Annotated in this window: 17 protein-coding genes; 10 read left to right on the forward strand and 7 right to left on the reverse strand. The window is 69.5% G+C overall.

Features of this window, described 5'->3' with window-relative positions; genetic code table 11:
* Positions 1 to 2: 2 nt before the first annotated feature.
* From F784_RS0115600 to F784_RS0115610, 3 genes are read right to left on the reverse strand one after another with little or no spacing between them, the layout of a single operon-like run.
* Complete coding sequence (locus F784_RS0115600; protein WP_019587655.1) at positions 3 to 1208, reverse strand: M24 family metallopeptidase; 1206 nt, start codon at positions 1206 to 1208, stop codon at positions 3 to 5.
* The gene (locus F784_RS0115605; RefSeq protein WP_019587656.1) at positions 1205 to 1993 is read right to left on the reverse strand and encodes an IclR family transcriptional regulator; all 789 of its coding nucleotides are present in this window, start codon (positions 1991 to 1993) and stop codon (positions 1205 to 1207) included. Before F784_RS0115605 ends, F784_RS0115600 begins: the two co-directional genes overlap by 4 nt.
* Before the next feature lie 13 nt (positions 1994 to 2006).
* Entirely contained in the window at positions 2007 to 3203 is a 1197-nt protein-coding gene (locus tag F784_RS0115610) for a hypothetical protein (protein ID WP_245557902.1), read from the reverse strand.
* A 283-nt stretch (positions 3204 to 3486) separates the two neighbouring features.
* Between F784_RS0115610 and F784_RS0115615 the strand changes: the two genes are divergently transcribed.
* Genes F784_RS0115615 through F784_RS0115655 form a run of 9 tightly spaced genes read left to right on the forward strand, consistent with a single transcriptional unit; the run spans position 3487 to position 13334 of the window.
* Positions 3487 to 5019, forward strand: coding sequence for an ABC transporter substrate-binding protein (locus F784_RS0115615; RefSeq protein ID WP_019587658.1), 1533 nt, complete (start codon positions 3487 to 3489; stop codon positions 5017 to 5019).
* 46 nt (positions 5020 to 5065) lie between these two features.
* Positions 5066 to 6019 (forward strand): ABC transporter permease, encoded by a 954-nt coding sequence (locus tag F784_RS0115620; protein ID WP_019587659.1) that lies wholly within the window; start codon positions 5066 to 5068, stop codon positions 6017 to 6019.
* On the forward strand, positions 6012 to 6905 hold the full coding sequence (opp4C, locus tag F784_RS0115625) for an oligopeptide ABC transporter permease (protein WP_019587660.1): 894 nt from the start codon (positions 6012 to 6014) through the stop codon (positions 6903 to 6905). The genes F784_RS0115620 and opp4C overlap by 8 nt, the downstream gene beginning before the upstream one ends.
* A 10-nt stretch (positions 6906 to 6915) precedes the next feature.
* Entirely contained in the window at positions 6916 to 7995 is a 1080-nt protein-coding gene (locus F784_RS0115630; protein ID WP_019587661.1) for a ketopantoate reductase family protein, read from the forward strand.
* Positions 7992 to 9128, forward strand: coding sequence for a Gfo/Idh/MocA family protein (locus F784_RS0115635; protein ID WP_019587662.1), 1137 nt, complete (start codon positions 7992 to 7994; stop codon positions 9126 to 9128). Before F784_RS0115630 ends, F784_RS0115635 begins: the two co-directional genes overlap by 4 nt.
* Entirely contained in the window at positions 9125 to 10750 is a 1626-nt protein-coding gene (locus F784_RS0115640; protein ID WP_019587663.1) for a DUF885 family protein, read from the forward strand. Before F784_RS0115635 ends, F784_RS0115640 begins: the two co-directional genes overlap by 4 nt.
* A complete protein-coding gene (locus tag F784_RS0115645) occupies positions 10747 to 11430 on the forward strand; it encodes an RraA family protein (protein WP_019587664.1) in 684 nt (227 codons plus the stop codon). Before F784_RS0115640 ends, F784_RS0115645 begins: the two co-directional genes overlap by 4 nt.
* 3 nt (positions 11431 to 11433) lie before the next feature.
* Positions 11434 to 12222 (forward strand): SDR family oxidoreductase, encoded by a 789-nt coding sequence (locus F784_RS0115650; RefSeq protein ID WP_019587665.1) that lies wholly within the window; start codon positions 11434 to 11436, stop codon positions 12220 to 12222.
* Positions 12223 to 12233: 11 nt separating this feature from the next.
* A complete protein-coding gene (locus F784_RS0115655; protein ID WP_019587666.1) occupies positions 12234 to 13334 on the forward strand; it encodes an aminopeptidase in 1101 nt (366 codons plus the stop codon).
* Positions 13335 to 13818: 484 nt separating this feature from the next.
* On the opposite strand, the gene F784_RS0115660 is transcribed toward F784_RS0115655, so the two are convergent.
* Positions 13819 to 14697, reverse strand: coding sequence for an amidohydrolase family protein (locus F784_RS0115660; RefSeq protein WP_019587667.1), 879 nt, complete (start codon positions 14695 to 14697; stop codon positions 13819 to 13821).
* Between the two features lie 197 nt (positions 14698 to 14894).
* Here F784_RS0115660 and F784_RS0115665 point away from each other — a divergent pair, with 197 nt between their 5' ends.
* Positions 14895 to 16394: an amidase gene (locus F784_RS0115665; protein WP_019587668.1), complete on the forward strand. Its 1500-nt coding sequence runs from the start codon at positions 14895 to 14897 to the stop codon at positions 16392 to 16394.
* A 355-nt stretch (positions 16395 to 16749) separates the two neighbouring features.
* Here the strand turns inward: F784_RS0115665 and F784_RS24715 are convergent, their stop codons facing one another.
* The 3 genes from F784_RS24715 to F784_RS27620 form a co-directional block, all read right to left on the reverse strand.
* Entirely contained in the window at positions 16750 to 17232 is a 483-nt protein-coding gene (locus tag F784_RS24715; protein WP_019587669.1) for a hypothetical protein, read from the reverse strand.
* Between the two features lie 570 nt (positions 17233 to 17802).
* The gene (locus F784_RS0115675) at positions 17803 to 18201 is read right to left on the reverse strand and encodes a hypothetical protein (RefSeq protein WP_157465304.1); all 399 of its coding nucleotides are present in this window, start codon (positions 18199 to 18201) and stop codon (positions 17803 to 17805) included.
* Between the two features lie 41 nt (positions 18202 to 18242).
* The gene (locus tag F784_RS27620) at positions 18243 to 18365 is read right to left on the reverse strand and encodes a hypothetical protein (protein WP_019587671.1); all 123 of its coding nucleotides are present in this window, start codon (positions 18363 to 18365) and stop codon (positions 18243 to 18245) included.
* Positions 18366 to 18570: the final 205 nt, after the last annotated feature.

The raw sequence follows: 18570 nt of genomic DNA on the forward strand, positions 1-18570 counted from the left end.
ACCTACACTGCGATGATCAGGTCGGAGAGGGCTCTCGGGTACAGGCTGAGGCGCTCGGCCCCGCTCTCCGTGACGAGCAGGGTGTCCGAGTGCCGGAAGCCCGCCAGGCCGGGGACGTACAGGCCAGGCTCGATGGAAAAGATCATCCCGGGCTCGATGACGGTGTGGTCGTCGAGGTCGAGGAAGGGATGCTCGTGCCCTTCCAGCCCGAAGGCGTGCCCAGTGTGATGCCGCACGAAGCGCGTCATGTCCAGCGTGTCCCCGATGTACCCGCGCACGTCCGCCTCGACCTGCGCGCAGGTCCGGCCGGGGCGCAGGGCCGTGAACCCGGTGTCCTGCGCCCCCAGCATCGCCGCGAAGTACCGTTCGAACTCGCGGGTGGGCGGGCCGACGTGCATCGTTCGCTCGAGTTCACTTTCGTACCCGCCGACCGTGCCGTAGGCGCCGGTGACGAGGACGTCGCCCGGCCGCACGCCGACGTTGCGGTGGAGGCCGTGGGGGTTCGCGGTGTTCGCCCCCGTGATGAACATGGCGTTGGCGGGAAGTCCTTCCCGGGCCTTGGGCAGGTACCGCTCTCCCAGGGTTTGCAGCATCTCGCGGGTGGCCCGGAGGCTCGCCTCGTGCGAGACCAGCAGCTCGTTTGCGCCCTCGTGCAGGGCCTCCTGCATGAGGTGGTGTGCGCGGTCGCCCCAGCGGCACGCCTCGCGGATCAGGGCGATCTCCGCGGGGCTCTTCACGGCGCGCAGGTCGTCGATCAGGGCCAGGCCGTCCGCGACGGGCGTGCCCAGCAGATCCGAGAGGGCTGGGCCGCGGTAGCCCCAGCGGTTCTCGTACCCGTCGTGGTCGGCGGCGACGCGGGTGCCGCCGGGGAGGCGGCGCAGGTGCCGCGCGAGGACCAGCATGGGGTGCTCGCCGCTGCCACCGCCGGGATACTCCGGGTACGTGACGGGCGCGGGCAGGTCCGGGCACTGCCCCGCGAAGTGCTCGGCCTCCAGGGCGGGCAGCAGGGTGAGGAGGTCGCCGCCCGCCGTGAGGGCGAGGGCGACGGGCCGCTCGGTGGGCGCGAAGTGAAAGCCCGTGAGGTAGGCGACGCGGGTGGGCCCGAACACGCAGATCAGGTCGAGGTCCGCGCCGTCCAGCGAGGCAGCGAGGCGGGCGCGGCGCTGAGCATGTTCCTCGCGGGTGATCTCCAGTCGCTCCGCGTTCACGGCTGCCACTCCGGCGCCCCCACCTGGGGTTGCAGGATCAGCTCGCTGGCCGCCCGCCCCGCGACGGTTTTCACGTCGCGGGCCAGTTCAGGCAGGCGTTCCTTCATGACCCGGCCGCTGGGGCCCGCGATCCCGATGGCGGCGATGACTTTTCCGGCCCCGTTCAGGATGGGCGCGGACAGGCAGCGCGCGCCGATCTCCCGCTCCTCGTCGTCCTCGGCGTAGCCCTGCTCGCGCACCCGTTGCAGCTCCTCTTCGAGTTGCCCCGGGTCGGTGATGGTGTGCGGGGTCCGGGGGCGCAGGCCGGTCTTGCGGAGGATGTCCTCCACCCGCCCGGGCGGGAGGTCGGCCAGGAACAGCTTGCCGACGTCGCTGCAATACAGCGGGGTGACCGAGCCGGGCGTGGTGAACATCCGTACCATGCTCAGGGGCTCAAGCTGACTGAGGTACATCGCGCTGGTACCGTACAGCTCGGCGAGGTGGGCCGTCTCCCCGGTGAGGTCGACGAGTTCCTGCAGGTACGGCCGGACCCGGCGCACCAGGTCGTAGCGCAGGTACAGGGAGCGGCTGATCTCCACGATCTCGGGGCCGATGTCGTAGCGCTTGCTGCCCGCGTCCTGGTGGATGTACCCCTTGGCGGTCAGCGTCTGCAGGATGCGGTGGATGGTGCTGGGCGCCAGCCCCATGGCCTGGGAGAGTTCGGCGATGCCCAGGGGACGCTGCGCATCGACGATGGTGTTGATCAGGTCGAGCGCCCGCTCGACGCTCTGGACGTTGTCGCTCATGGCCGCCTCGCGCTCACGCCCGGAACATGCGCAGGCTCCGCGGGGAGTGCATCTCCCCGTACAGCGTGGCGATGAAGGCGGGTCGCTCCCCGTCGGTGACCCGTTCCCGCACCTCCCGGACCGCCTCGTCCCCGTGCCAGTACGACGCGATGAAGGGACCGCGGAAGGGGTAGCTCGCGAAGCGGATGCGCCCCTCGATCCAGGCTCGCTGGCCGAAGGTGTGCTCCTCCAGAAAGGCGCGGACGCGCTCCTCGGGCCAGCCCTCGCCCATCTGGTACCACGCCGCGCTGGTGGCGGCGGCGGAGCGCAGGCGGCGCAGGGCCATGTGAACGGCGTCGTGGGTGTCCTCCACCCAGTCGATCAGGTGGATGCCCTGGTCGCCGATGCCCTCCTGAACGCAGCCGGTGACGGCGTTCGTGGTACACAGCAGCACGTCGGGGGTACTCTCCCCGCGCGCCGCGGCGTCCCGGGTGTACAGGAGCTGGGTGGAGTGCCCGGGAAAGACCTCGTGGCACACCAGGTGCTTGAGGGCGGAGCGGGTGAACCTCAGGTCCACGTTGAGGTCCATCTGGCCCGCGTTGAAGTTGCAGCGGGCGGTGAAGGGCACCCCGCGCAGGACATTCAGGGCCATGGTGTAGTCGCCGGTGGGATAGATCATGGCGTCGGTGCGGCGCTGGGCCTCCCGCATCAGGTCCTTGAAGGTGCCCTCAAGAACGTCCGGGTCGAGGGCACCGTCCGTCTCGAAGCGTCCCACGCGCTCCGCGAGGGAACCGTGGCGATACCCTGCGTCGGCGAGCAGGGTATCGAGTTCCGCCCGCATCAGGTGCAGGGCGTCGTCGTCCACCGGCGCCGCGGGCACGCCGACGAGCTGTTCGAGCTTCTCCCTGAAGCTGAGCTCCTCGCCCTCGAAGAGCCGGGCGGCGGTCCGCAGGGAGCGCAGCATGTCCTCCAGAAAGGCCTTCCGGGGACCCTCGGGGTAAGTCCGGGTGGCCTCATCCAGGGCTGCGAGTTCGTGGTGGACGTCGTGCCAGTCCTGATAGGGCGCGGCGGGCACCAGGTCGTCCCCCAGGTAGATGGGCACCAGCCCCTCGCTGTCCAGCACCCCGTGGCCGCGCGAGAGCTGGCGTTCCAGCCGGTCCATTCCAGTGGTGAGGGCGGTGAGGCGGCGGCCGACCTCCTGGTCCTGCACGGTCGTTTCCTGAATTGGCATGGGAACCTCCATCCCCATCCTACCGGATGGTTCCGTATGGTGGAATAAACTCGGTTCAGCTTTATTCCACCATGCGGAACAGAAGCATGGCCGGGTCTTGACTTGGAAGAGAAGCGACTCTTACACTTCCCCTACAACAACCGCAAGACAGACGCATTCGTCGATTCCTAGCCCAGGACCCTACTCAGGAGGTAGAGGCATGACCAGGATCAGGCAGTCACGGTATTCCGCTCTGCGAAACAGGACGGCAGTCCTCGCGGCATCCTTCGTTCTACTAGGCGGAATGGCCCTCGCCCAGCAGCGTGGAGGAACGCTCACGGTGGGCCTCGGCTACGACATCGACACGCTGAACGTGTATTCCACGGGCTTCCTGGGGGACGTGCAGGCCGCGGTCGTCGAGGGCCTGCTCGCACCCAACCAGAATGCCCAGTACGTCCCCGTCCTCGCCACGCAGGTGCCCACGACGAGGAACGGTGGCATCAAGATCTCGCCGGACGGCAAGCGGATGACCGTCACCTACAAGCTCCGGCCCGGCGTGAAGTGGTCCGACGGCCAGCCCTTCACCTCCGCCGACGTGAAGTTCACCTGGGAGGCGGTGAAGAACCCCAAGTTCATCGCGGAGTCCAAGGACGGCACCGAGGACATCGAGAGCATCGCCACGCCCGATCCCCTCACGGTGGTCGTGAACTACAAGCGCGTTGCGCCCGACTTCGCCAGCACCCTGTTCACCTTCGGCATCCTGCCCCGGCACACCCTGCAGGGCAAGGACCTCAACACCGACCCCTACAACGAGAAGCCGCTCGGCACCGGTCCCTTCCGGGTCAAGGAATTCCGCCGGGGCCAGTACGTCGTGCTGGAGCGCAACCCCTACTACTGGCGCAAGGACGCCCGGGGCGTGCAACTGCCCTACCTGGACGGCATGATCTTCAAGATCATCCCCGACAGCAACACGCTGGTGACGCAGCTCCGCTCCGGCGAAGTGCAGATGGCGTACGGGGTGCCGTACTCGCAGGTGGGGCAGCTCGGCAGCGTGCCCGGCCTGAAGGTCATCAAGAACAACGTGCTGTCGTGGCAGCACCTCGACTTCAACATGAAGGTGGACGCCTTCAAGGACCCGAACGTCCGCAAAGCCTTCGCGTACGCGATCAACAAGGCGGCGATCAGCAAGGCGCTGGGCGGCTACCCGACGCCCATCAACACGGTGGTCGTGCCGGTGTTCGGTTACACCAACCGCAACGTGCCCCGCTACGACTACAACCCGGCACGGGCGCGGCAACTCCTCGACGCGGCGGGCTGGAAACCCGGCCCGGACGGCATCCGGGTCAAGAACGGCCAGCGGCTCAGCTTCAAGATCATGGCCCAGGCGGGCCGCGCCACCGACGAGGACGCCGAGCAGGTCATCATCGCGTCCCTCAAGGGGGTGGGGATCGAGCTGCAACCCGACAACAAGTCCGGCGTGGCCTTCCGCGACGCGCGCTACAAGGGCAACTACGACCTGTTCTACGGGGGCTGGATCACCTCGGCCGACCCCACCTACAGCGTCTTCTTCGGCACCAAGGGCGTGAACAACGGCCAGGGCTACAGCAGCGCCAAGGTGGACGCCCTGCTCGCCCGGGCGGAAAGCACCCTCGACCCCCAGGCCCGCACCACCGCGCTGCGGCAATTCCAGGTTGAGCTGATGAACGACCTGCCCAGCATCCCGATCACCAGCAACCCTTCCATGATCGTGGTGACGAACAAGCTGGGCGGCTTCGTCCCCAACCCGACCAACATGACGAACTTCGTGAACACCAGCGGGTGGTACCTCAACAAGTAGTGCGTGATGGGGCGGGGGAGACCTCGCCCCTCAAGTCAGGTGACCTGTGAACGTGACTTACCTGCTCAAACGCCTGATCGGGGCGGTGCCGCTGCTGCTCGGCGTGTCCCTGATCCTGTTCGGGGTGCTGCACCTCGCGCCGGGTGGGCCGCTCGACGTGTACGCCGACAACCCCTCGGTCAGTCCCGAGGCCCTCGCGCAGATGCGTACGGCCTTCGGGCTCGACCAGCCGCTGCCCGTGCAGTACGTGTCCTGGGTCACGGCCTTCTTCCAGGGCGAGTGGGGCTTCTCGATTCGCACCGCTCGGCCCGTCGTGCAGGAGATTGCCGAGCGGGTGGGACCCACCCTGCTGCTGGGGGGGACCAGCTTCGTGGTGTCCCTCCTGATCGCCATACCGCTGGGGGTGCTCAGCGCCGTACGCAAGTACAGCGCCGTGGACTACGTCATCACCTTCCTGTCATTCCTGGGGGTGAGCATGCCGGTGTTCTGGCTGGCCCTGATGCTGCAACTCGTGTTCGCGGTGCAGTGGCGGCTCCTGCCCTCGGCGGGGATGCAGACCATCGGCAGCGACTCGGTGCTCGACATCGCGCGGCACCTGATCCTCCCCGCGGGCATCCTGGCCTTCGCGTCGGTCGCGGGCTGGAGCCGCTACATGCGGTCGAGCATGGTGGAGGTGCTGGCCCAGGATTACGTGCGGACGGCGAAGGCCAAGGGCGTTTCCGGGCGGCGCGTGGTGTACCGCCACGCCCTGCGCAACGGGCTGATCCCGATCATCACCGTGGTGGCGCTGGACTTCGCCACCATCCTGTCGGGCGCCGTTATCACCGAGACGATCTTCGCGTGGCCGGGGATGGGGCGGCTCTTCATCGAGAGCATGAACGGCCGCGACTACCCGGTGCTGATGGCCCTGATGATGGTGGGGTCCTTCGCGCTGATCGTCAGCAACTTCGTCGCGGACCTCGCCTACGCCGCCGCCGACCCCAGGATTCGCTATGAGTGACGCGGCCCGCCGTCCTGTCCGCGCCCTGCCCCGCGAACGCGCGCCGGACACGCCCTGGAGCCTGTTCCTCCGCCGCTTCAGGCGCCACCGCCTCGCCGTGCTGGGGTTGGTCGTCCTGACCGTGCTGGGCACGCTGGCGCTGCTCGCGCCGGTCATCGCGCCGTACGGGTTCGACGCGCAGGATCTGAACATCATCGGCACGCCGCAGCCGCCCAGCCGTGAGCACCTGATGGGCACCGACCAACTGGGACGGGACGCCCTGACCCGGGTGCTGTACGGCGCCCGCGTGTCGCTGGCGGTGGGCCTCACCAGCGCCCTGCTCGCCTCCCTCCTGGGCACCCTGGTCGGGGCGCTCGCCGGGTACTACCGGGGCTGGCTCGACACCGTGCTGATGCGCCTGACCGACGTGGTGCTGTGCATTCCGCTGCTGCCGCTGGTGATCCTGCTGTCGGGCATGCTGCGCCCCAGCGTCCCGTTGCTCGTGGGCATCATCGGGGCGCTGGGCTGGATGGGCACCGCCCGGCTGGTGCGCGGGCAGTTCCTGACCCTGCGCGAGCGCGAGTTCGTCGAGGCGAGCCGGGCGCTGGGCGGCAGCCACAACCGCATCATGTTCCGGCACATCCTGCCCAACGCGATCGGCCCCATCATCGTCGCCACCACCCTCGCCGTGGGCAGCGGGATCATGCTCGAAAGCGCCTTGTCGTTCCTGGGCCTGGGCGTGCAGCCACCCACCCCCACCTGGGGCAACCTGCTGAACTACGCGAGCCAGTGGCTCCAGGTCGCCCCGTGGCTCGCGCTCTTCCCCGGACTCGCCATCCTGCTCACGGTCCTCGCCGTGAACTTCCTGGGGGACGGCCTGCGCGACGCCCTCGACCCCCGCACGTAAAGGAGACCTCATGCGTATCACCATCATCGGCGCCGGGGCCATCGGCGGCCTCGCCGGGGCCTGGATGACCCAGGCCGGACACGACGTGACGGTCGTGGACCGCTGGGCGGACCACATCGACGCGATCAAGCAAAATGGCCTCTACATTGATGGCGTGCGCGGCGAGCACCGCGTGCACGTCAAGGCCCTGCACCCCCACGAACTGCAGGGGCCGCTCGAAGCCATCCTGATCGCCACGAAGTCCCAGCACACCCTGGAGGCCCTGGAGAGCGTCCTGCCCCACTTCGGCCCGGACACCTTCGTCGTGTCCTATCAGAACGGCTTCAACGAGCCCGACATCATCGCGTGCCTGGAGGCCGCCGGTCTCGGCGGGGCGGAGCGCGTCATGGGCAGCATCCCCAACTACGGCGGCGCCCTGGTCGATCCCGGCTACATCGAGTTCGTGCACGAGGGACCCATCCAGCTCGGCGAGATGACCGGGGAGCGCACTGGACGCCTGGAGACGCTCGCTGCCTGCCTGAGCGCGCTGACCGAGGTGCAGCTCAGCGACAACATCTGGGGGCAGATCTGGGCCAAGGAGGTGTACAGCGCGCAGGTCGTGTTCAGCGCGCTGGTGGACGCGCCGGTGACCGAGACGCTGGGGGTCGAACGCTACGCGCGGGTGGCGGGCGCCGTCGTCCGCGAGGCGCTGGAGATCGCGGAGGCGAACGGGATCACGGTGGAAGCCTTCGACTTCTTCGACCCCGCCAACTACAAGCCCCAGACGCCCGAGGACACGCAGAAACTCCTCGCCAACATCCACCACGCGATCTGGCTCCTCAAGAAGGACCAGAAGCCGAACCTCCACCAGTTCAAGAAGAAGGGCTCGGGCATCTGGTGGGACATCGTGTACCGCCACCGTCCCTCCGAGGTGCGCTCCTCGAACGGGAAGCTCATCGCCTTCGGGGAGCGGGCCGGGGCGGACGTCCGCCTGAACGCGCGGCTGTGCGACATGATCTACGAGATCGAGGGCGGCACCCGGCAACTCGGCTACCACAACTACGACGAACTGGAGGCGTACGTGCAGAGCCTCGGAAAGGCGCTGCCATGACCCGGGACTCCTCCCGGCTCGGCGTCGGCGTGATCGGCGCGCACGCCTGGGCGGAATCCGCCCACCTCCCCGGCTACCACGCCTACGACCGCGCCCGGCTCGTGGCGATCTGCGACACCGTGCCCGAACGCGCCGAGCGCCTCGCGGAGAAGTTCGGCGCCGAGCGGGTCTACACCGACCACCGGGAGATGCTGCGCGACCCCGACGTGCAGATGGTGGACGTCTGCACGCCCACCGACACGCACCTGCCGCTCAGCCTGGACGCGATCCGGGCGGGGAGGCACGTCCTGTCCGAGAAGCCCCTCGCGCACGACGCGAAGGACGCCTTTATGGCCGCGCGCCTCGCGGACGAGGCGGGTGTGCGCACCAAACTCGGCTTCACCTTCCGCTACTCGCCCGCGATCCGGCAGATTCATCAGTGGATACAGGACGGCACACTCGGCGAGATCTTCCACGTTCACGGCCTGGAGCAGAACTCGCAGTTCCTCGACCCGCACTTCCCGCTGCGACAGGTTCCGGCGGGAGCGAACTTCTCGGAGCTGATCCCGTCTTCGGTGGTGGGGTACGGCTCGCACCTGCTCGACCTCGTCCGCTGGTGCGCCGGGGAGTACCGCAGCGTGATCGGCAGCATGCGCAACTTCGTGCCCGAACGTGAGGTGCGCGGGTACGAGGGCCTCCAGCGCATCAACGTCGAGGACGGCACGGTGGCCCTGGCCGAGTTCGAGAGCGGCGCGCACGGCATCCTGCAGACCTCGTACATTGCCGTGGGCAACTACCCCGGCGTGGAGCTGCGCGTGTACGGCTCGAAGGGCGCGGCGGTCGCGCGGCTGGTGGAGGAGAACGGCATCGCCGAGACCCTGCGCTTCGCTACACCTGACGCGGTCGAGTTCCGTGAGGTCACCCTGCCGGAGAGCGCCTACCCGCCCGGCACCACGCTCCACACCCCCTGGCCGGAGCTGTACTACCGCAACCTCGTGCGGCACTTCGTCGACGAGATCCTCGACGGCACCCCTGCCGAATGCACCTTCTACGACGGGGCGAAGAGCCAGGAGGTCGTGAACGCCATCGTGCAGTCCCACCGGGAGCGCCGCTGGGTGGACCTCCCGCTCATCGAGGCGGAGGTGCCCGCGTGACCGACGCTTCCGGCCTCGCCCAGGAGTACCTGCGGGTCCACGCGGAGTTCCGCCCGGTCGACGCGACCTTTATGGGGCTGCGCGGCCACGACCACCAGCTCCCGCCCGCGGGGGCGGACAGCGTGGAGGCCGAGCTGGACGCCATAGTGGGTCTGAGGGACAGGCTGGGTGCTGCCGCCGCTCCCATGAGCAGCGGCGCCCGGCTCGACGCGCGGCTGCTGGGGGCGCAGCTCACCGTCACGGAGGCGGAACTGCGCCGCGCGCCCCGGCAGCACAACCCGGCGTGGGCGACGGGGGAGGCGGCTTTTTCGGTAATCTCCCTGCTGCTTCCCGGTGGTCCGGGGGACCCGGCCGAGGCGCGGGACGCCCTGCGGGTGCGGCTGGAGGCCTTGCCCGGCTTCCTGGCGCAGGCGCGCAGCCACCTGCATGGCCGCGCGGCCCCACGGGATTGGACCGAACGCGCCCGGCGGGAGGCGCGCGCGGCCGCCACCCTGCTGGAGGACGGCCTGCCCCGCCACCCCCTCTGGCAGGACGCTCTGCACCACCCCGCCGCCCGCGCCGCCCGGGCCCTGCGCGCCCACGCGGAAGACCTCGCCGGACTTCCCCCCACGGACGACGTCGCCTGCGGCGAGGCGCACCTGGAGTTGCTGATGCGCGAGGGCCACGGCCTGCCCTTCGGCCCCCGCGAGGCCCTGGAGCGCGCCACCCTCGCCTTCGACCGGCTCACGGGCGAGCTGGAACGGGACGCGGCCCGCCTCGACCCTGACCGGTCGTGGCCGGAACAGCTCGCGGCGCTGGAGGGGGACGCGCCCGAGGTGGACGGCGTGCTTGATGCCTACCGCACCTGGCACGAGCGGGCCCTGGACGCCGCTGGAGGTCTCGTCACGCCCGAGCGCGCCTACTCCCTCGACTTCCGAATGGCACCGGACTGGGCCGCTGGGGTGAATGACCTGTACTTCCTGTTCTACCGCTCGCCCGCCCCGCTGCGTCCCGGGCACGGCAGCGTGTACTGGGTGTTCCCGCCCGGGGAGGACGTGGGGGCGTACCGGCGCGCTCACAACACCAGCGCGATCAAGCTGATCCACGCCGTCCACCACGGGAGCATCGGCCATCACACCCACAATGCGCGGGCGCGCGAGGCAGCCAGCGTCCTGGCCCGGGTGGCGGGAACCGACTGCGCGAGCGGCATCGCCATGCTGGGCGCAGGCACCAGCGTCGAGGGCTGGGCCTGCTACGCCGAGGACCTGCTGCTGGAGGCGGAGGGCTTCTACACCCCCGCCGAGGCGCTGCTGCTCAAGAGTTACGAGCGGCGCAACGCCGCGTCGTGCATCGCGGACATCAAACTGCACCTCGGCGAGTGGGGCCTGGAGGACATGCGCGCCTTCTACCGGGACCGGGCCCACTTTGCCCCGGGGCGCATCTGGAGCGAGACCACCCGCAACTCCATGTTCCCCGCCACCCGCCTGATGTACTGGCTGGGCACCGAGGCCATCAAGGCCCTGCGCGCCGAGCTGAACCTGCCCCCCCGCGCCTTCCACGACGCGCTGCTCTCGTACGGCCACGCGCCCATGGCGTGGATCGCGGATGAGCTGCGCGCCGCGCGCCCCCAGGAGACCGCATGACCCTGACCCAGGACCGCAAGACTGAACTGCGCGAGCGTTTTCTGCGCGTCGACACCGCCAACGTCGCCGACATCCTCGACGAGCTGGGCCACCCCGACTGCGGGCTGGCGAGCAGCTTCTGGCCCATCCGGGAGCGCCTGGAGAAGATGGCGGGCTGGGCCTACACCATCCGCGGGCAGATGACGCCGTACCCCGGCACGGGTGATCCTAAAAAGATGGAGGCGGTCAGCGGCCTCACCCCCGGGCACCTCAGCGTGTGGAGCGGGGGCGGGGCCGAGGGCGTGTGCTTCTTCGGGGAACTCATCGCTCGCGGCATGCAGCACCGGGGTTGCACGGGTGCGCTGGTGGACGGCGGCATCCGAGACATCGAGTGGCTAGCCCGCATGAACTTCCCGGTGTACGCCCGCTACCGGACCCCGGTGCAGTCCATCGGCCGCTGGCAGGTCAACGCCTGGCAGGTGGAGGTGTACCTGCCCGGCGCCACCACCGCCCGCGTCCGCGTCCGCCCCGACGACTTCATCCTCGCGGACTTCGACGGCACCATCGTCATTCCGCAGGAGATCGCGGCGGACGTGCTGGAACGCGCCGAGGCCCTCACCGAGAAGGAGGCGCATATCCGCGAGGACCTCGACGCGGGCATGAGCCTCCCCGACGTCCTCGCCAAGTACGGGCACGTGTAAGGCATGGACCTCGCCCTTGGGGACCAGCCCGCCATCGTCACCGCCGCCAGCGCGGGGCTGGGGTACGCGACCGCGCTCGCGCTGGCGCGCGAGGGAGCGCGCGTCGCCCTCTGCTCCCGCGACCTCCACCGGGCCCGGGACGCCGCCGCCCGCATCGAGCAGGAGACCGGCACGCCGGTCCTCGCCTACGCAGCGGACGTCGCGGACGCCGAAGAACTCCGCGGCTTCATCGACCGGGCGTCGGGGGACCTCGGCGATCTGCGGATCCTCGTCTGCAATGCCGGGGGGCCACCCGCCGGGAGCTTCACCAGCCTCACCGAGGCCGACTGGGCCACCGCCTACCAGCTCACGCTGATGAGCGTCGTGCGCAGCGTGCAGGCCGCCCTGCCGCATCTGCGGCGAAGCGGCGGTGGACGAATCCTCAGCATCGTCAGCAGCAGCGTGAAGCGCCCGCTCGACAACCTCACCCTCTCGAACGCGTACCGCCCGGCGGTGCAGGGTCTGTGCAAGTCCCTGAGCGTCGAACTCGCCCCCGACAACATCCAGGTCAATTGCCTCGCGCCAGGACGCATCCTGACCGAGCGCATTCAGGTCCTCGACGAGGCCGCCGCTCGCAAACGCGGCACCACCTGGCAGGAGGTGCGCGCCCGCTCCGAGGGGGAGATCCCCATGCGGCGCCTGGGCACCCCCGACGAGTTCGGGCGGGTGGCCGCCTTCCTGTGCTCGGGGGCGGCCAGTTACGTGAGCGGCAGCACCCTGCTCGTCGACGGCGGCGCCGTCACGTCCCTGTAAGCGGAGTCCCCATGCCCTACGACCCTGAACGTCACGCCGTCCTGCTCGCCGACTACTGCATCTCGGTTCAGCCCGGCGACCGGGTGCTCGTCGCGGCGAGCATCCTCGCCCTCCCGCTCGTGGAGGCCCTGCACCGCGTCCTGCTGCAACGCGGCGCCCGGCCCGTGCTGCGCCTGAGCTATCCCGCGCAGATGGAGGATGTGCAGCGGTATGCCAGCGACGCGGTTCTCGACGCCCTGCATCCCAGCGAGGTCGAGGACGCCCGCACCCTGGACGCGTCCATCCGGATCCTCACGCCTACGCCCCCCGCGCCGGACGTCGACCCACAGCGTGCGGCCCGGCACCGGGCGAGTCTCGCCCCGGTCAGCCCCAGCCGCCTGCACCCCCGCTGGAACCTCACCCTATATCCCACCGAGTACGGCGCTCAGGCTGCCGGGATGACGCTGGCCGAGTACGAGGACTTCGTCGCCCGTGCCATGTTCCTCGATGCCCCCAATCCGGTGGCAAGGTGGGGGGAGGTGCGGGCCTTCCAGGCGGGCCTGATCGACCGCCTGGCCCGCGCGGACGACGTGCACCTGACTGCCGCGGGCACGGACCTGCATCTGAGCGTGAAGGGCCGGTCCTGGAGCAACAGCGACGCCCGGCGCAACATGCCCTCGGGGGAGGTCTTCACCGCGCCGCTCGAGACCAGCGCGAACGGCACCATCCACTTCGACCTGCCCACCCTGTACGGCGGGCGCGAGGTGCGCGGCATCACCCTCACGTTCCGCGACGGGGAGGTGGTGGACGCCGCCGCCGAGGAGGGCCAGGAGGTTCTCCAGGCGGCACTGGGGACCGACCGGGGCGCCCGCTTTCTCGGCGAACTCGGCATCGGCACCAATGCCGGTATCCAGCGTCCCAGCATGAACATCCTGTTCGACGAGAAGATCGGCGGAACGGTGCATCTTGCCGTGGGCCAGGCCTATGCTGAGAACGGGGGCACCAACACCAGCGCCGTGCATTGGGACATGATCCTCGACCTGCGCAAGGGTGGCCGGATGCAACTCGACGGGGAGGACTTTCAGGTCGACGGGAGCTTTGTCGGGGAGGCCGTTCGGTCGCCCGGCGGGTGAGGCAGCTCCACCCTGGGAAGCATGCGCCCGCTTGCCACTCGCGCGCGATGTTCGGGCGGCTCCCAGAAGGGGCGCCGCTCCTGATCCTGGGAGCGGGGAGGGCCACATATGCGCGCTCGGCGCCAGTGACATCGTGGAGCCCGTCCGCTACGGCCCGTTCCGCCTCCTCGCGCGCTCCCTCCCGGCGCGGGCTTTCGGCCGAGGTGCGCTCACTGCCCTGTCCGTTTGAGAAGCGGCCCGAGGTCAGACCCGGCTGACCATCCGTTGCCGGACAAGGACTGTCGAGTTGCAGGGGCCGCCGCAAGGCTGGATGCGTGCACGTCCCTTTGGCGCCGGACAGGACCCGTGATGTCTGGGCGGCCAGCCTGGTTTTCTGGACCAGGTGGGGAACCCGGAAACCACTCCCCCACGATTCTCCGCAGCCAGGGATTCATCCTCCGCGTCCGTGTGGGCTGAATGGAGGGGGAGCAGGGGGCGCGAGCGATCAGAGAGAATGAAGGGTGGACGGCGGTTCGTCGGAGGTGCCCTCCTGGCGAGGCCAGTGCAGGATGGTGCGCAGGCTGCGGCCCAGAATCCACGCCTTCTCCTCGTGCGAAAGCTCCGGGGTATCGCGGAGGTAGTACAGCGACTCGGCCCACGAGTGGTGGTCCCTGCTTTCCGAATGGTCGCTGCCCCACATCACCCGCTCCGGACTGAAGGCCTCGACGACCCGCAGCAGCATGGCGAGCACGTCCGGGTACGGGTAGGTGCCACTGGACAGCCGGGGCGCGTGGCTCCACTTGAGCGCGACGTTGGGGTACTGGGCGAGCGCGAGGACGTCGCCGAAGCCCGACAGGTGGTCGTCGTGGAGACGGCCGGGGACGAGCGGTACGCCGCAGTGATCGACGATAACCGGGACATCCGGAAACTTGTGCAGGTAGCGGTGCAGCAGCCGCGTTCGTCCGGGAAGCAGCACGAAGACGGGCACCTCGTGTTTCTGGGCGGCGGCGAAGACGGGGTCGTCCGCGCCCTCCGCAAACTGGCTGAACCCCTCGGGTGTCCAGGGAACGACCCGCAGGGCCTTGCGTCCCGGTACGGTCCCGATGGTGGCGATAAGCGCGTCGAGTTCGGGATCACGGCGGTCGAAGCGCACGAGGTACGCGAAGCGCTCGGGGTACCGCAGCGCCGCTTCCTCCGCGAGGGGAAAGACGTGCCGGAAGGCACCGTTCGGGAGTTCGTACCCGGGCAGGATCCGGTCGTGTTCGTCGAAGGCCCAGTACTCGTCGTAGAGCAGCGCGTTCACGCCGACGGCGTCCATGATGGCGATGCCTGCCTCCAGGGGGCCGAGGAGGTTGAAATGTACCTGCGCGTCGACAACGTCCATGGAGTCCTCTCGGTGGTGTGGCGGGGGCCAGCGCGGGAGCAGCGGGCGGGTCATGGCAACGACCAGGACTGGATTCGCGGGCAGCGACGGGGCTGAAGGCGACTGTACTCTCTTCGTTGACGGTGACGCTGAAGGGCTCTCCCCACCCCGCCCGTCCTGAACCCGCTGCCCCTTGCCCTCCCGAAAGGAGACGCCGTGTGAACGTCGAGGAACTGACCGTGCAGGAGGTGCTGCAGTCCTATGCCACGGGGACGTTCTCCTGTCAGGCCCTCACCCACGCGTACCTGGAGCGCATCGCTCGCTTCAACCCGCGCTACAACGCTTTCGTTTATGTGAACGAGCACGCGATGCGGGAAGCGAGGGCCATCGACACTCGCCTGGCGGCCGGGGAAGAGGTGGGTGCCCTGGCCGGGATCCCCGTGGTGATCAAGGATCCGGTGGACGTGGCCGGGATGCCGACCACCGCGGGCTGGGCGCCCCTCAGCGAGCGCGCTGGTGGAGTGGCCTTCATCCCCGGGCGCGACGCGCCTGTGGTGGCGCGCCTGCGCGCGGCGGGCGCCATCATCCTGGGAAAGACGAATGTTCCAGCGTTCAGCTTCGACCTGTCGCGCACCACGACGAGTTGGGCGGGACCCACCCTGAACGCGGCGCAGCCCGAACTGGTCCCCGGGGCGAGCAGTGCGGGCAGCGCCACGGCTGTGTCAGGAAACCTGGCCCTCCTGGGGGTGGGGACGGAAACGTCCGGGTCCATCCAGAATCCGGCGGGCGCGCAGGCGCTGGTGGGCGTGAAGCCCACGTTCGGGCTCGTGCCGACGGCCGGGGTGGTGCCGCTCAGCGCCTCCGCCCGGGACGTCCTCGGACCGCTGGCGCGAACGGTGCGGGACGCCGCGGTGATGCTGGACGTGATGGTGGGCGTCTGCCCCGAGGACCCGACCACCCAGGCGGCCAGGGGGCACGGGCCGCGCGACGGGTACGCCGCGGCCCTCCGGGTGGGCGCCCTCCGGGGGAAACGCCTGGGCCTGTACGGGCCGGGATGGCGGGACCAGCCCCCCGGTGAGGAGACACGGCGCCTGTACGAGCAGGCGCTCCAGGAACTGCGTGCCCTGGGGGCCAGCCTGGTGGAAGACCCGTTCGCCGGTTCCGGGTTCGGGGCCTTCATGAAGGGTGTGCGGGCCTCATGGGGGTTCGAGTGCCTGGTGCACGACCTGCAGGCTTACCTGGAGCGCCTGGCGAGCCCTCTTGTGCCCGGCGTGTCAGCGTTGCGGCGGCTGGGCGGGCGGGACCCGTTCGCGGAGGGGGAGGTGCTGGGCGAGCTTCGTGGGCGCCTGGGCAGCGCCCTGGAGGCCCCGCGCGTGCTGCCCGACCTGTCCAGGTTCTGGCACGCGCGCGCGCACTTGTTGCGCGAGTTCGGCACGGTCCTCACCACGTCGGCCCTGGACGCGCTGGTGTTTCCGCAGCGGTTGGGTGATCTCCCGCGGCTGGATGGCGCGGGAGACATCGCAAGCTCGACGGAGCCGGAGATCAACATTGCGGGTTTGCCCGGGGTGACGGTCCCGGCGGGCTACCACACGAGCGGGGCGCCGTTCGCATTGATGTTCCTGGGACCGAAGTGGAGCGAGGCGGACCTGCTCGCGTTCGCGCACGACTACGAGCAGGCGACGCGGTACCGGACGGCGCCCGTCTTGCAGGTCCGCTGAGCGGCTCGTCCAACCGGGCGGATCACGGGCTGCAGCCTGTCGGGCGGGAATGTCGTGTGAAGGAACAAGGACATCCCCCACCTGGGGACAGGGCTGTCCCCCGGGTGGGGAGGAGCCCAGTCTGCTGCAGGCCTCCGCCCCAGTGCGCTGAATGCCGAACGCTGGTCCAGCAGCGGGGGCCCGGCCCTGGTTCCGGCGCCCCCTTAAGTTAGTCGGGGCATTTTGCACGGTGGGATTTGAAAGCGACAAGGAGCTTCCCCGAGCCCGCACAGGAGCGTCGCAGTCGACCACGCCGGGTGGCAGGGCGAGGAAGCTGCTCCTGGATCAGAGCCGGATGCGCCCGTTACGGGAATGGTCAGGCTGGGGGCCAGGGCGGGTCAGCCTCTGAGAAGGCTTCACGCAGAGCGGCGCTCAGGTGCCGGCCGAGGCGCCGGTCCACCAGACCCACGATCAGGGGATTCGGGAAACAGGGCGGCCGGACTTCCAGGAGTCGCTGGACCACCTCACGGTCACTGAGCCCGGGGTGGGCTCGGGCCAGGGCGAACAAGGCCAAGGCTGCGCTGCGGCTGACCCCCGCCAGACAGGAGACATGCAGGTGAGCAGGCTGATGCGTGGTCAGGAACGCGTCCACCAGGTCCAGATGCTCGTCGGTGGGCAGGACGTGACGCCCGGAGTCGAACCAGACGTCGTGGAGCCGCAGATTCAGTCTGGGGCCGTGGTGCCCGGCCAGGCGCCGCGAAGCGTCGGTCAGGTGGGTTCCGGGGTCCAGGGCGACGATCACCGCGATGTCGTCGTTCAAGGTCGGCATATCGGCCTGGCCACTGACGGTGACGTTCATGCTTCAGCCCTCCTGTGGGGGTGCTCCTCCCCATCATGGCCCAGGCGGAGCGAGGAGCCCCGTTGCACCGGGCTTTTACCCTTCCTCTGAGAGAACATCCTGTCCTCCGCACAGGCGAAAAGGCAGGCCGCTGCGGTGCTGTCATCCTGCGCACGGGCGCCGGGACAACGTTCGCCGCGCATCGAGATTCCCAGTGGCGGGGGTCCTGGGCGCAGCGGTCACTTTCCGCACGCGCTGGTGGACGGTCTACAGAGGTCTGTCACGTCCCGCGAGAAGAACAGGTTGTCCAGCCGCACCTCCTCACGGGTGGCTGACTTGACAGACCACAGTTGACGCTTCACCAGCGCGGCCGCTGGGTCATCAACCGTGGCCCGGAGCCACGAAAAACCTCCTCAGCCGCTCACCCCCGGGCCACCATTCCTGCCTCTTGAAGACGGGGCAACCAGTCCGCGTCGTATCAGGTCCGGCGGGAGGCCATTCAGCAGGCAACCTGACTGTCAGGCCTCTGCCGGAAGAGTCGACCCGGCCCAGATGGAGTTTCCAGCGCCATCCCAGGAGGGACAACGTTCGTCACGGATCGGGCGGCGGCCGTATCCACCGGTCAAGTGCGGCAAAGGTAAGTCCCCCCAGTGTCCCCAGCAGCGCGCCCGGGTGGTCGGTGGTGAGCAGCAGGAGTACGCCGCCCCCCACCCCACCCATGAGAAACCCGCCAAGCATGGACGTTCGTCCCAGCAAGGTGATCAGGGGCGCCACGAGAATCCCGAACAGGAGGGTCGCGGGCAGGCCCAGCGTGAATCTGGCCGTGCCGAGGGTCCACGCCAGGACCGGAGCCAGGATGAGGAAGTCAGCCGAGCCGTGGATGACGTCCAGGGTGACCGTGAGGGCGGACGAGGCCATCACGGCCAGGGCCGCTGCCGCCAGCGAGAGCAGGAGATTTCGCAGAATGGTGGACAGCACAGTCCTGAACATGACGAGCACCTTCCCCGCGCGGACCACTGGCCCGCCGCGCCTCACCTGAACTCCAGGAAGGCCGGGGTCTGGAGCGGAGGCGCCCAGGTCAGCCCGGCCAGGGCGAGCAGGCCGCAGAGGAGCAGCCGACGCAGGCGCGTGGGGATGCGTTTGAAGCTGGACATGGGGTTCCTTTCATGGGCGAGGGGGGACCGGGCCGGGCTGGCCCGGGGAGGGCTAGCGGCGGGTCAGCTCCTGAAACACGTAGTCCAGAAGCGCGTCGACGCTGGCGAAATACTGCCGCTCACCGTCCGCCCCCTGGCGGATCGACGCGCGGAACGGGGCCGTGCTCCCCTCGCCCTCGTGTCAGGCCCTGAGGATGTAGACCCG

This window comes from Deinococcus apachensis DSM 19763, from assembly GCF_000381345.1.
In the GTDB taxonomy this organism is placed as follows: Bacteria; Deinococcota; Deinococci; order Deinococcales; family Deinococcaceae; genus Deinococcus; species Deinococcus apachensis.